The 14,141-nt window shown below is 41.6% G+C and carries 13 protein-coding genes and 1 tRNA gene; all 14 read right to left on the bottom strand.

Going from position 1 to position 14,141, the window contains the following annotated elements:
- Positions 1-935: GTP-binding protein (locus tag AC3WVG_RS10040; protein WP_488797986.1), on the bottom strand; the 935-nt coding region annotated here is incomplete at its 3' end.
- A 15-nt stretch (positions 936-950) separates the two neighbouring features.
- The gene (gene rpsG / locus AC3WVG_RS10035) at positions 951-1,421 is read right to left on the bottom strand and encodes a 30S ribosomal protein S7 (protein ID WP_252380032.1); all 471 of its coding nucleotides are present in this window, start codon (positions 1,419-1,421) and stop codon (positions 951-953) included.
- A gap of 21 nt (positions 1,422-1,442) precedes the next feature.
- Positions 1,443-1,814: a 30S ribosomal protein S12 gene (gene rpsL / locus AC3WVG_RS10030; protein WP_252380031.1), complete on the bottom strand. Its 372-nt coding sequence runs from the start codon at positions 1,812-1,814 to the stop codon at positions 1,443-1,445.
- Positions 1,815-2,006: 192 nt separating this feature from the next.
- Entirely contained in the window at positions 2,007-6,158 is a 4,152-nt protein-coding gene (gene rpoC / locus AC3WVG_RS10025) for a DNA-directed RNA polymerase subunit beta' (RefSeq protein ID WP_488797985.1), read from the bottom strand.
- 131 nt (positions 6,159-6,289) lie between these two features.
- The gene (rpoB, locus tag AC3WVG_RS10020) at positions 6,290-10,396 is read right to left on the bottom strand and encodes a DNA-directed RNA polymerase subunit beta (RefSeq protein WP_488797984.1); all 4,107 of its coding nucleotides are present in this window, start codon (positions 10,394-10,396) and stop codon (positions 6,290-6,292) included.
- Positions 10,397-10,637: 241 nt separating this feature from the next.
- Entirely contained in the window at positions 10,638-11,030 is a 393-nt protein-coding gene (gene rplL, locus AC3WVG_RS10015; protein ID WP_252380028.1) for a 50S ribosomal protein L7/L12, read from the bottom strand.
- A 32-nt stretch (positions 11,031-11,062) separates the two neighbouring features.
- Complete coding sequence (rplJ, locus tag AC3WVG_RS10010; protein ID WP_488797983.1) at positions 11,063-11,584, bottom strand: 50S ribosomal protein L10; 522 nt, start codon at positions 11,582-11,584, stop codon at positions 11,063-11,065.
- Between the two features lie 128 nt (positions 11,585-11,712).
- On the bottom strand, positions 11,713-12,417 hold the full coding sequence (rplA, locus tag AC3WVG_RS10005; protein ID WP_252380026.1) for a 50S ribosomal protein L1: 705 nt from the start codon (positions 12,415-12,417) through the stop codon (positions 11,713-11,715).
- Between the two features lie 20 nt (positions 12,418-12,437).
- On the bottom strand, positions 12,438-12,863 hold the full coding sequence (gene rplK / locus AC3WVG_RS10000) for a 50S ribosomal protein L11 (RefSeq protein ID WP_488797982.1): 426 nt from the start codon (positions 12,861-12,863) through the stop codon (positions 12,438-12,440).
- 23 nt (positions 12,864-12,886) lie between these two features.
- A complete protein-coding gene (gene nusG / locus AC3WVG_RS09995; protein ID WP_252380024.1) occupies positions 12,887-13,432 on the bottom strand; it encodes a transcription termination/antitermination protein NusG in 546 nt (181 codons plus the stop codon).
- A 105-nt stretch (positions 13,433-13,537) separates the two neighbouring features.
- Positions 13,538-13,777 (bottom strand): preprotein translocase subunit SecE, encoded by a 240-nt coding sequence (gene secE, locus AC3WVG_RS09990; protein ID WP_252380023.1) that lies wholly within the window; start codon positions 13,775-13,777, stop codon positions 13,538-13,540.
- A gap of 17 nt (positions 13,778-13,794) precedes the next feature.
- Positions 13,795-13,871 (bottom strand) — tRNA-Trp (locus tag AC3WVG_RS09985).
- A gap of 17 nt (positions 13,872-13,888) precedes the next feature.
- Positions 13,889-14,038, bottom strand: coding sequence for a 50S ribosomal protein L33 (gene rpmG, locus AC3WVG_RS09980; RefSeq protein WP_252380022.1), 150 nt, complete (start codon positions 14,036-14,038; stop codon positions 13,889-13,891).
- 8 nt (positions 14,039-14,046) lie between these two features.
- A partial coding sequence (locus tag AC3WVG_RS09975) for an EF-Tu C-terminal domain-related protein (protein ID WP_488797987.1) occupies positions 14,047-14,141 on the bottom strand: 95 nt, incomplete at its 5' end.

Raw genomic sequence — 14,141 nt, 5'->3', positions numbered from 1 at the left:
AATGCACTTAAAGGCTCATCATCAGATGCATGACATATTATTTCTTCTCCGGTTTGCGGATCTTTACCTTTAATTGCCGGAATATCTACTGGAGAGGGTAAGTAATCAACAATGGCATCAAGGAGGGGTTGTACCCCTTTATTTTTAAAGGCAGCTCCACAGAGTACCGGACATATTTTCAGGGAAATCGTTGCCTTGCGAATACCTAACTTTAGCTCTTCTGGCTCTAATTCTTCACCGCCCAGATACTTTTCGAGTAGTTCTTCATCCTCTTCTGCAATGGCCTCAACCATTACTTGACGCCATTTTTCTGCTTCTTCTTTTAAATCATCAGGAATATCAATATACTCATATTTCTTGCCCAGGGTCTGGTCATCAAAGATCATGGCTTTGCCTTGAATAAGATCTACAACGCCCTTGAAATTATCCTCGGCACCGATAGGTATTTGCAAGGGTACAGGCTTGGCTTTCAGTCTTTCTTTAATCATATCGACAACATGAAAAAAATCTGCGCCTGTACGGTCCATTTTGTTTACGAAAGCCATCCTGGGCACTTTATATCTATCTGCCTGACGCCAAACTGTTTCTGACTGCGGCTCAACTCCGCCTACAGCACAGAAAACAGCAATTGCACCATCAAGCACTCGCAAGGATCTTTCTACTTCTACTGTAAAGTCAACGTGTCCTGGAGTATCAATAATATTTATGCGATGATCTTTCCAAAAACATGTAGTTGCAGCTGAGGTAATGGTTATTCCTCTTTCCTGCTCCTGTTCCATCCAATCCATGGTGGCCTCGCCATCATGGACCTCACCTATCTTATGGGATACTCCCGTATAGAAAAGTATACGTTCAGTCGTTGTTGTTTTGCCCGCATCAATGTGGGCCATTATCCCAATATTTCTCTGCTTCTCAATAGGTACAAGTCTTGCCACAATCCATCTCCAATTTTACCAGCGATAATGCGCAAATGCCTTATTGGCTTCAGCCATTCTGTGGGTATCTTCTTTTTTCTTAATCGCGCCACCACGATTATTATATGCATCCAAAAACTCGGCAGCCAGCTTTTTATCCATACCTTTCTCGCCTCTGGCTCTGGCATAAGTAACCAGCCACCTAATAGCCAAAGACTGTTGACGATCAGGGCGAACCTCCATGGGCACTTGATAGGTTGCCCCTCCCACCCTTCTAGACTTTACTTCCATCTGAGGCTTTACATTCTCAACAACCTGCTCAAAAGCCTTCAAGGGCTCTTCTCCGGTATTTTTTGCCAACTCCTCAATGGCCTTATAAAAAATCCTCTCCGCTACATTTTTTTTGCCATCGATCATGAGCCTATTCACAAACTTAGTTACCAATCGGCTCCCATAAACAGGATCTGGCAAGACTTCTCTTTTGGGTACTGGGCCTTTTCGTGGCATCAATCTACTCCCTTTTATGAATTATTTTGGTCGCTTAGTTCCATATTTTGAACGACTTTTGCGCCTGTCTTGCACCCCAGCAGCATCCAAAGTTCCACGAATAACAGTATAACGAACGCCTGGAAGGTCCTTAACACGACCACCACGAACCAGAACAACTGAGTGTTCTTGCAGGTTATGACCTTCACCTGGAATGTAAGAGGTAACTTCAATTCCATTAGTCAGCCTTACCCTAGCCACCTTACGCAAGGCTGAGTTAGGCTTTTTAGGTGTTGTTGTATATACACGCACGCAAACGCCTCTTTTTTGGGGACAACCTTGCAGGGCCGCTCTCTTCTTTCTCTTGACTACCTTTTGCCTAGCTTTTCGAACCAATTGATTGATAGTCGGCATAAATCCTCCATCGTTAATAACCTTGCAGAAACCTGGGAGACTTATTTTATAGTCTCCTTCTTGTCAAGGGTTAATTTAATTTTTATCTTTCATAAGTTTAAATTTTTTAGCAAAAGCTTACTACTCATCGGCCTCAATCAGCTTCGATATCTGCCTTGGCAGACCTTTGTCAGACATAAATGCTGTAGCCTTCTACTCTGAGACATAAGTTTCTTCTTCCAACTCTTCCAAGAACTTATCAGGTTTTTCCGGCTGCTCTGGGACAACTATATCAGTATTTACATAGGCTCTGTACCCTGTACCAGCAGGAATAAGGCGACCCACGATAACATTCTCTTTCAAACCTCTGAGCCAGTCAACTTTACCTAAAAGTGCCGCCTCTGTAAGAACCTTCGTTGTCTCCTGGAATGATGCAGCCGAAATAAATGATTCGGTACTTAATGAGGCCTGCGTAATCCCCAGGACCAATGGTTCAGCCAGAGCTGGTTTTAAGCCCTTTTTCACACACCGAGCATTAACCTGCATGAACTTATTTTTGTCAACATGCTCGCCTACAAGGAAACCAGTATCACCTGGATCAATGATATTAACCTTTTTTAACATCTGACGAACTATAATCTCTATATGTTTGTCATTGATATGTACACCCTGAAAACGATAAACATCTTGGATTTCTTCCACTAAGTATTTGGCCAGATGTTTTTCACCTTTAATTTTTAATATATCATGCAATTCCGGATTACCTTCGGTCAAAAGTTCACCAGCTTCAACGAAATCACCTTCCTGAACAGTTATGTGCTTTCCTTTGGGAATGAGATATTCTTTCGGCTCACCTGTTTCAGGGGTAACAATGATTTTCCTTTTACCTTTGGTATCCGGACCAAAGGAGACAATACCGTCAATTTCAGAAACTATAGCCTGATCTTTAGGCTTACGTACTTCAAAAAGTTCAGCTACTCTGGGCAGACCACCAACAATATCCTTGGTCTTGGAACTTTCCCTGGGCTTTCTTGCGATCACATCACCAGCTTCAACATGATCACCTTCCTTGACCATGATAATGGCCCCTACTGGAAGCTGAAAGACTGCATCTGTGTTTGTGCCTGGTCTTTTTTTCACGTTGCCATCTTTATCGCAAATGGATATACTTGGTCTGTAGTTGGTGGATCTGTACTCAATAATTGTCTGAGTAGCTTTATTTGTAGTTTCATCAACCTTTTCCTGATAAGTTCTACCTTCAATAATATCTGTCAGCCTAATATATCCATCTACATCGGTAACAAAAGGTTCATTGAACGGATCCCATTCTGCCAGGAGCTGACCCTTCTCCACCATCTGCTCGTGCTTGACAAACAATTTGGCCCCGGAAGGCAGAAAATACTTTTCCCTCTCGCGGCCTTGGTCATCCACGATCTTGATTTGACCGCTTTTACCCAAGACCATGGACTCGCCTCTGGTATTTGCCACTGTTTTCACCCTGGATAATATTACCTGGCCTTTATTCTGAGCCAAAATATTGGACTGCTCGATCTCTTTGGACGCGGTACCACCAATATGGAAAGTACGCATGGTCAGCTGAGTTCCTGGTTCTCCAATGGACTGGGCAGCTATTATACCTACCGCTTCCCCAACATTGACGAGATGCCCCCGGGCCAGATCACGACCATAGCACAAGGAACACACGCCATGTCTACTTTTACAGGTCAGAGTAGAGCGAATAACTACACTACTGATACCAGCGTCTTCAATTTGCTTGGCTTTGTCTTCATCAATCATAGTATTGGCAGGCACTATCACTTCACCACTCTCAGGGTCCAGAACATCAAACATAGCTATACGACCCAATACTCTTTCGCTTAGCCGCTCTTTTATCTCTCCTGCCTTCATCAGGTGGGTAAGTTCAATTCCATCAACGGTCCCACAATCATATTCACTTATTGTTACATCCTGGACCACGTCCACTAGTCGTCTGGTCAAATAACCAGAGTTAGCTGTCTTTAGTGCGGTATCAGCCAAACCTTTCCGGGCTCCGTGCGTTGAGGTAAAGTATTGTAGAACCGTTAGTCCTTCCCTGAAGCTTGACGTAATAGGAGTTTCGATAATCTCACCTGATGGTTTTGCCATTAAACCCCGCATCCCTGCCAGCTGTCTCATCTGGTCTTTATTACCTCTAGCACCTGAGTTAGCCATCATAAAAATGGGGTTCAAGCTGATATTTTCTTCTTCTTTACCAGTCACAGGGTCTTTAACAATATCAGTGGAAAGTTCTTTCATCATTTCCGCGGCCACATCATTGGTGGCTTTGGTCCATACGTCAACGACTTTATTATATTTCTCGGTTCTGGTGATAATACCTTCACGGTACTGTCTTTCTATTTCATTCGCTTCTTCTTGGGCAGCTCTAAGAATAGCCTCTTTTTTATCTGGTATTTTCAAATCCTTTACCCCAATCGTAATCCCTGCCCGTGTAGAGTACTCATAACCCAAATCTTTTAGCTTATCACACAAAATAACCGTGGCTTTAGTCCCTGCCCGACGGTAGGTTTCACCTACTAAACGAGCGATATTCTTTTTGCTCAAAAGACAGTTTACTAGTTCAAAGGGTACATTATCCGGTAATAATTCGCCTACAATAATCCGCCCGGGTGTTGTTGGTACAATTTTTCCGTTGATACGAACCTTGATTCGGGCATGCAATCCGACACATCCAGCATCATATGCAGCAATAACTTCATCCGGGGATGTAAAAACCTTACCCTCACCCTTTTCAAACGATCTTTCTACTGTAAGATAATATAACCCCAAAACAATATCCTGAGTGGGAACAATGATCGGTGAACCATTTGCCGGTGAAAGAATATTGTTAGTGGACATGATCAAAACGCGGCATTCAATCTGGGCCTCGATAGATAAAGGTACATGTACGGCCATCTGGTCACCGTCAAAGTCAGCATTATAGGCAGTACATACCAACGGATGAAGCTGAATGGCCTTGCCTTCAACCAAGATAGGCTCAAAAGCCTGAATACCCAATCTATGCAGGGTGGGTGCACGGTTCAATAAAATCGGGTATTCTTTAACCACTTCTTCCAATACGTCCCAGACAACAACATCACCGCGCTCGACCATCTTTTTAGCGCTTTTAATCGTGCTGGCATAACCCTTTTCTTCCAGCTTGGAGTAAATAAAGGGTTTAAATAACTCCAGAGCCATTTTCTTTGGCAGTCCGCATTGATGTAACTTCAGCTTTGGACCGACAACAATTACCGAACGACCTGAATAGTCTACACGCTTACCAAGCAGGTTTTGACGAAAACGACCCTGCTTACCCTTAATCATATCACTCAATGATTTAAGCGGGCGGCCATTGGTCCCGGTAATGGCTCTTCCTCTTCGGCCATTGTCGAACAGAGCATCAACTGCTTCCTGCAGCATTCTCTTTTCATTTCGAATAATAATATCAGGGGCACCAAGCTCTATAAGTCTTTTCAGACGATTATTGCGGTTGATAACTCTGCGGTAGAGGTCATTGAGGTCTGATGTGGCAAACCGGCCACCATCCAGGGGGACAAGAGGTCTAAGCTCCGGGGGAATAACCGGAATTACTTCCATAATCATCCACCCTGGTTTATTACCGGACTCAATAAAAGCCTCTACTATCTTTAAGCGTTTGGCTAACTTCTTTCTCTTGGTCTGTGAGCGGGTAGCAAGAGACTCCTCGCGAAGCTCTCCGCGCAATTTCTCCAGGTCAAGCTCCTCAAGTAAAATCTTGATTGCCTCTGCACCCATCCCAACTTTGACTGCATCTTCTCCATAATGGTCAATGACCTGAAAGTATTGCTCTTCAGAGATGACCTGTTTCTTGGTTAAATTTGTGTCACCAGGGTCAAGAACAATATAAGAGTCAAAATACAGGACCTTCTCCAATTCAGCCATGGTCATATCTAAGAGTGTACCGATTTTCGACGGTAAACTCTTTAAAAACCAAATATGAGCCACAGGAGCGGCCAGCTCTATGTGCCCCATTCTCTCTCGACGTACTTTTGATGCAATGACTTCAACACCACATTTCTCACAAACTATACCGCGGTGTTTCATGCGTTTATATTTTCCACAATTACACTCATAGTCTTTTACAGGGCCGAAAATCTTAGCACAAAACAGGCCATCTCGCTCTGGTTTGAAGGTACGGTAATTAATGGTCTCGGGTTTTTTTACTTCTCCATACGACCATTCTCTGATTTTTTCTGGAGAAGCTATCCTGATTTTTATCCCTTTAAGCTCCTGGCTGGTAATCTTAGAGGTATCACTTCCCCTTTGGGTGAAAAGATCATCAAGAGTCATAATTTAATCCCTCTTATTTTCATAATTCGTAAATAAATTTCATCAACCTAAGGATTAGATACAATGAACAGGTTACATATTTTCATATCAACTCAATTCCTGGTACACTATTTCCTGCTCACTTCTTTTATTTAATGCAACTTCCTTTTCCCTTTTTTCTTCTCATCTTTAATTAACGAAACATCCAAACCCAATGACATTAATTCCTTTAGTAAAACATTAAAGGATTCAGGCATTCCTGCTTCAAGAAAATTATCTCCTTTAACTATCTTTTCATACATCTTCACACGACCAGTGACATCGTCCGATTTAACAGTGAGGAATTCCTGTAAGAGATAAGCAGCGCCGTAGGCCTCAATTGCCCAGACCTCCATCTCTCCTAATCTCTGACCACCGAATTGTGCTTTACCACCAAGGGGCTGCTGAGTAACCAAAGAATATGGACCTGTGGATCGAGCGTGAATCTTTTCATCAACAAGATGATGGAGCTTAAGCATATACATATTGCCCACTGTAATCGGATTATCAAACGGCTCTCCAGTACGACCATCATAGAGAATCGCCTTACCGTCATCACTAAGCCCAGCCCTTTTCAACCAACGCCAAATCTCTTCTTCTTTTGCTCCATCAAATACTGGAGTCTTTGTAATTATCCCGTTCCGAAGTTCCCGTACAGACTCAATAAATTCCTCGTCATCAAGGTTATCCACTAATTCATCGATTTCTTTAGAGTCAAAAATCTCTTTAACTTCTTTACGCAACATCTGAATATCTACACCAGATTCAAGCATGGCCGCAAGCTGATGACCTAATTCTCTAGCGGCCCAACCCAGATGTGTTTCCATTATTTGTCCAATATTCATACGTGAGGGAACGCCCAAAGGATTGAGCACAATATCAACTGGAGTACCATCGGCAAAAAATGGCATGTCTTCTTCTGGCAGGATACAAGAGACAACACCCTTATTTCCGTGACGTCCTGCCATTTTATCTCCGACATTTAATTTCCTCTTTACCGCAATATAGACTTTCACCATTTTAATCACGCCAGGTGGTAAATCATCTCCTTCGGTGACCTTGTCTCGCTTCTGATCATATATATTTTTAACAAAACGAAGTTGATTTTCATAGTTGGCCAAAAGCTCACTTACCTCTTCATTGACTTCTTTATTCACAAAGACATTGGCAAGCTTTTTAACCGGTATTTTGTCCAGATCTTCTCTCTTCAGAGGCTTGTTTGCTTCCGCCAGCACCTCACCTTTTTTGCGGCCAAGTATTGAAGTTGCCAATCGCTTACCTGAAACTACCTTCCAGATCTTATCTCTGAGTTGGGCAGTCAAAGCCTTAACATGCTGTGCTTCTTTGCGCTCTAGTTTCTCTAGTTCAAAGTCTTCAATCAGTTTGGTTCGCTCATCCTTTTCCCCTGACCTACGATTAAAGACTTTAACGTTAATTACGGTGCCTTCAATTCCGGGAGGTACTTTCAAAGATGTATTCTTAACATCCCTGGCCTTATCTCCAAAGATAGCACGCAGCAAACGCTCTTCGGGCGTAAGTTGTGTTTCACCTTTGGGTGTAATTTTACCTACCAGAATATCATCCGGCTTAACTTTGGCCCCAATCCTGATAATTCCGCTATCATCCAGATTCTTGAGCATATCTTCACTGACATTAGGGATATCACGAGTAATCTCTTCGGGACCTAGCTTCGTATCCCTGGCAACAACCTCAAATTCCTCTATGTGTACCGAGGTATAAACATCCTCTTTGACCATCCTTTCAGAAATAAGAATAGAATCCTCGTAGTTAAATCCACACCAGGGCATAAAGGCAACTAGTAAATTCTTACCCAAAGCCAGTTCACCATTAAGAATGGCAGGGCCGTCAGCCAGTATGTCCCCCTTAGCAACCTTTTGGCCTACCTTGACTCGAGGTTTCTGGGTAAAACAGCTATTTTGATTTGACTTATGAAATTTTTGTAAGTCGTAACTGACTGTCCCAAGGCTCTCAGGATATAGTTCTTCATCTTCGTAACTGACAACAATTCGCTCTGCATCTACATAGCGCACAACCCCTTTACCTTCTGCGATCAGACAACTACCCGAATCTCTGGCAACCACAGCTTCCATTCCTGTTCCCACCAAAGGAAGTTCAGTCTTAAGGAGCGGTACGGCCTGGCGTTGCATGTTTGAACCCATCAAGGCCCGGTTTGCGTCATCATGCTCCAAAAAAGGTATCAGGGAAGCAGAGATAGATACTATCTGGCTAGGCGAAATATCCATCAATGTCACTTCTTCCCTTTTGACCATGGCAAACTCGCCATTGACCCTGGCCGAAACCAATTCATTTTTAAACCTTCCCTCATCGTCCAGAGGCGCATTGGCCTGAGCGATAACCTCACCGAATTCATTAGAGGCATCAAGATAGCGGACTTCTTCTGTAACCTGACCGTTTTTAACTACCCTGTAAGGCGTTTCAATAAAACCGAATTCATTTACCTGCGCATAAGTGGTCAGTGATACGATTAAACCGATATTAGGACCTTCTGGAGTTTCAATAGGACAAATCCGACCATAATGACTGGTATGTACGTCGCGAACCTCAAAACCTGCTCGCTCCCGTGTCAAACCACCTGGCCCAAGAGCAGAAAGTCTTCTCTTATGCGTTACCTCAGAAAGCGGGTTAGTCTGGTCCATAAACTGAGATAACTGGGAAGTGCCAAAAAACTCTTTGAGCACTGCAGTAACGGGCTTTGGATTTATCAAATCATGAGGCATTAACGTAGCTACTTCCTGCAAGCTCATGCGTTCTTTTATTGCCCTTTCCATGCGCACCAAGCCAATGCGGTACTGATTTTCCACCAACTCGCCGACTGGACGCACCCTTCTATTTCCAAGATGGTCAATATCGTCACCAGGGCCATGACTATCTTTCAATTTGGTCAATTTTTTTATAGCCCTGAGTATGTCTTCATTTGATAATGTACGGTAGTCTAATGGCAGATCCAGGCCTAAACGAGAATTTAACTTATACCTACCAACCGGAGATAAGTCATAGTAGTCAGGATTCCGAAATAAATTATCAAAAAAACTTGCTGCAATCTCAGGAGTTGGCGGAGAACTGGGCCGCAGTCTTTTATAAATCTCAATTTGGGCTTCTAAAGGATCTGTGGTCTTATCCAATTGGAGCGTATCGCGTATAGAAGATGAAACATCTAATCCTGAAGTATATAAAATCTCTATTTTTTCAATGTTAGCTTCAAAAATCTTTTCAATCAAAGAAAGATCTAATGCATCACCAGGTTCAGCCAAGACCTCTCCGGTTTCTGGATGAATAATTTCATGAGCAACATATTGTTGATGCAAAAGCTCTGAATCAAGCTCAATCAAGTCAATATTATTTTTAATAATCTCCTTCCAGGCCCTCTTGGTAATAGGACGACCCTTCTCCACAAGGACTTTACCATCTGGTGTAATTATATCTGAAACGGCAATATCTTTGCGATAATGATCTTTGTTGACCTTCCGGTAAACCTTTCCATCTTTAAAAAGTAATTCCTCTTTATCGTAAAAATAATTTAATATCTCTTCTTTGCTTAGGCCCATGGCCTTAAGCAAAATTGTGGCTGGCATTTTCCTGCGCCTATCAATGCGAACATATAAGATGTCTTTATGATCATAATCAAAATCCAGCCACGATCCACGCATAGGAATGATCCGGCAGCTGTAAAGCACCTTTCGGCTGGTATGAGTCTTCCCAGAGTCGTGTTCAAAAATAATACCCGGTGACCTCTGTAATTGATTAACAATGACCCTCTCTGTACCATTGATAATAAATGTAGCCTTAGGGGTCATCAAAGGTATAGTCCCAAAGTATATATCTTGTTCCTTTATATCTCTTATAGTCCTGTTATCAGTTTCCTCATCAACATCATAGACAACAAGTCGAACTTTAATTCTTATAGGCGCTTCATATGTAAGCCCTTTAGAAATACACTCATCAACGTCATATTTAGGTTTTCCTATTTCATAACTGACAAATTCTAAAGTAGCTGTTTTATTAAAATCTTCAATGGGAAATACAGATCTAAATACTCCTTCTAAACCTTTATCTGCACGAGCTTGAGGGGGTACATCTTCTTGTAAAAATTCTTTATATGAGTTAAGTTGCAATGAAAGTAGATGAGGTATTTCCAATGTATTTTTAATATCACCAAACTTTTTTAAAAATTTTACCATTTTATCCTCTCAAAAGAGAAATTTAGGGTAGGTTAATTAATGGAAATGGATGGAATTATGGATCTGTAACAATTAAAAACAGACCTATAAAAATAAAAAAAGATAAGAATATAGCCAAATTTTAGTTGTAATTTAGCTCAATATCTATTAGGATAATGAAAAATAATAAATAGTTTAGAGAGCGCAAGTATCCCTTAACTTGCGCTCTCTAAACTTAAAAATTAAAATAATACAAAAAAACCTACTTCAACTCTACAACAGCGCCGGCTTCTTCAAGCTGCTTCTTAGCTTCTTCAGCCTGCTCCTTACTTACAGCCTCTTTTATTACTGAAGGCACTTCATCAACCTTGGCTTTTGCTTCCTTAAGTCCAAGACCTGTTAGTGCTCTTACAGCTTTGATTACTGCAATCTTGTTTCCACCAATCTCTTTTAAAACTACATCAAATTCAGTTTTTTCTTCTTCTTGGGCACCAGCTTCTCCTCCTGCTGCTCCGGGAACTGCAGCAACTGCAGCGACTGGGGCTGCTGCTGATACTCCGAATTTATCCTCAAGTTCTTTGATGAACTCTGCCAATTCAAGTACTGTCATATTAGAAATAAATTCAATAACTTGTTCTTTTGTAACTTCGGACATTTATTTCCTCCTTAAGTTTTTTTTGCTTTGGCTCAAGCCTCTTCTTTTTGCTCTTTAATTGCATTTAAAGCGTAAAGTAAGTTACGCAGTAAATTGGCAAACAAAGATACAAAATTGGTTGGTACTGCGTTCATAGTACCCAAAGCCTTGGCTAGTAATTGCTCCTTACTTGGTAACTCTGAGAGTTCTTTAAGGGCATCAGGTTCTAAAAATTTTCCTTCTAGGGATGCACATTTGGTCTTGAACTTTTTGCTCTTTTTAGCAAATTGAACCAAAATTTTGGCTGCAACTACTGGATCATCATAACCAAATGCAACTGCACAGCATTCTTGAAATTGATCTTTTAAGGTTTCATGCTGAGTTTCCCCAAAGGCTATCCTGGCCAATGTATTTTTGACCACTTGATAGTCGACTTTCTCTTCCCTGAGCTTGACTCTCAGCTCAGTCATCTCCTCGACTTTAAGCCCCTTAAAGTCTGTAATTACTGCTATACTGGCTTTTTGGGCTTTTGAACGCAAATCTTCAATAATTTTTGCTTTTTCTGCCCTGTTCACCTGTTCACCTCACTTCATCTTGCTTCTAGAGCCAAAGCGGTCTCGACAGGAAATTAAGGGATACCCCGCCTGTTGTCTTTGACTCTTTATATTTAACTCAAGGATGATTTTTTTAAGCACCCTTAAGTCTAGTCCAACAGATTCCTAATGGAACTCGTATCTATCTTAACTCCTGGCCCCATGGTAGTAGATACAGCCATGCCTCTAAAATAGGTTCCTTTGGCTGATGCTGGTTTTAACCTCTGTAAAGTATCGACTAATGCTTTTAGGTTTTCCAGGATTTTTTCAGGGCCAAAAGATACTTTGCCCAAAGGTGCATGGACAACACCTGCTTTATCAACCTTAAACTCTACTTTACCTGCTTTTAACTCTTTAATCGCATTAGCCAAATCAAATGTTACAGTACCTGTTTTGGCATTAGGCATCAGACCGCGTGGTCCTAATATGCGGCCAATCTTACCCACATGAGCCATCATGTCAGGTGTAGCAACAGCCTTATCAAATTCTAGCCAGCCAGACTTAATCTTTTCAACCAAATCCTCGCCACCTACAAAATCAGCGCCTGCCTCTTTGGCCTCGGCTTCCTTCTCTCCTTTACAAAAGGCAAGAACTTTCACATCTTTACCTAATCCATGTGGGAGAGTTACTGCGCCTCGAACCATTTGATCAGAATATTTAGGATTAACACCTAAACGAACAGCAATATCAACTGTTTCATCAAAATTGGCATAGGCAGTTTCCAGGGCCAGTTTAACCGCTTCTTCTACAGCATATCTTTTTGCTGTATCGATTCTTTCCTTTGCTTTTCTATATTTTTTTCCATGCTTAGGCATAGCTTTCCATTCCTCTCGGCCTAATTTTCTACATCAATACCCATACTACGGGCAGTCCCCATTATTGTTCTGACCGCTGCATCCATATTGCTCGCTGTAAGATCGGGCATTTTAATTTTGGCTATTTCTTCAACTTGTGCCCTAGTTACCTTACCTACTTTATTCTTGTTAGGCTCACCAGAGCCTTTATCTATTTTAGCAGCTTTCAATAAAAGTACAGATGCAGGTGGTGTCTTGGTTATAAAGGTAAATGAACGATCTTGATAGACTGTAATTACTACAGGAATGATCATTCCTTTTTGATCCTGAGTTTTGGCATTAAATGCCTTACAAAACTCCATTATGTTCACTCCATGCTGACCCAGTGCCGGACCAACTGGAGGTGACGGATTAGCAGATCCTGCTGGAATCTGTAATTTAATTTTTGCCATTACCTTCTTGGCCATTTTCTACTTACCTCTTAATTCAATCAGCTTTTGGTAACCTGAACAAAATCTAACTCAACCGGGGTTTGGCGTCCAAATATGGAAACTGTTACCTTTAATTTCCCTTTATCATAATTAACTTCTTCAACTACGCCATCAAAGTTAGCAAAAGGACCATCTATCACTCTAATTTGGTCTCCCCTTTCAAAATGAAATTTTGGCCTTGGCTGTTCTTGTCTCTGCACGACTGTGGCCAGTATCCTTTCAGCTTCTTTATCTGACAGGGGAGTTGGTCTGTTTTTACCGCCAATAAAACCCGTTACTCTTGGTATGGACTGAACCAAATGCCAAGAATGTTCATTAAAAATCATCTTCACCAGAACGTAACCAGGGAAAAATTTTCTGGTTGAGGTTTTTTTCTGGCCCTTAACCAGTTCGACCACTTTTTCAGTGGGCACTATGACATCCTCAATCAGCCCCTGGTCTTGTCCGGTTCTGATCATTTCTTTAATTGTTTGCTCGACTCTTTGCTCATACCCGGAGTAGGTATGAACAATATACCATCTGGCCTTTGGTTTCTCTGGATTCATAACTTATTTTTTAAGCATTTTGTTTAGAGCCTGTTTTTTTGTCTCAAGCTTTTTTTGAAATTATTTTTTATACTTACCCAGGCTCTAAACTACCACCCTATTTTTTTAAGATAATAGAGCTTCTATAATTTTGGCCAGGGCAAGATCCACAAGGCCCAAATAAAGTGAAACTACTAAAACAAGAAGCAAGACTGCCGCGCTTGTTGTCAATGTCTCCTTCTTAGTCGGCCAGGTAACTTTTTTCAGTTCTCCTTTGGACTCTTCAAAAAAATCTCTTAAGTTCTGGATTTTTTCCTGAAGGAGACTTTTATTTTCAACTACTTCTTTTTTCTTTTTTTTGGCCATTTGTTTGCTCATTAAAATGGCAGGCCAGGAGGGACTCGAACCCCCAACCCCCGGATTTGGAGTCCGGTGCTCTAGCCATTAGAGCTACTGGCCTGCACTATTAATATTACGCTACTTAGTCTCTTTATGCAGAGTATGTTTCCCACAAAAAGGACAGAATTTCTTGAGTTCCAGCTTTGATGTGGTATTTCTCTTATTCTTAGTTGTAGCGTAATTTCTTCTTTTACACGCACTGCAGGCGAGAAGGATGTTCACACGCATTTTTTATACTACTCCATAATTTCTGAAACAACACCTGCACCTACGGTTCTACCGCCTTCACGGATAGCAAACCTTAATCCCTTTTCCATGGCTATAGGTGCTA

Source organism: Desulfovulcanus sp. (assembly GCF_982781345.1).
The sequence above is the reverse complement of the archived record's forward strand: the minus strand, read 5'-3'. Positions and strand labels throughout refer to the sequence as shown.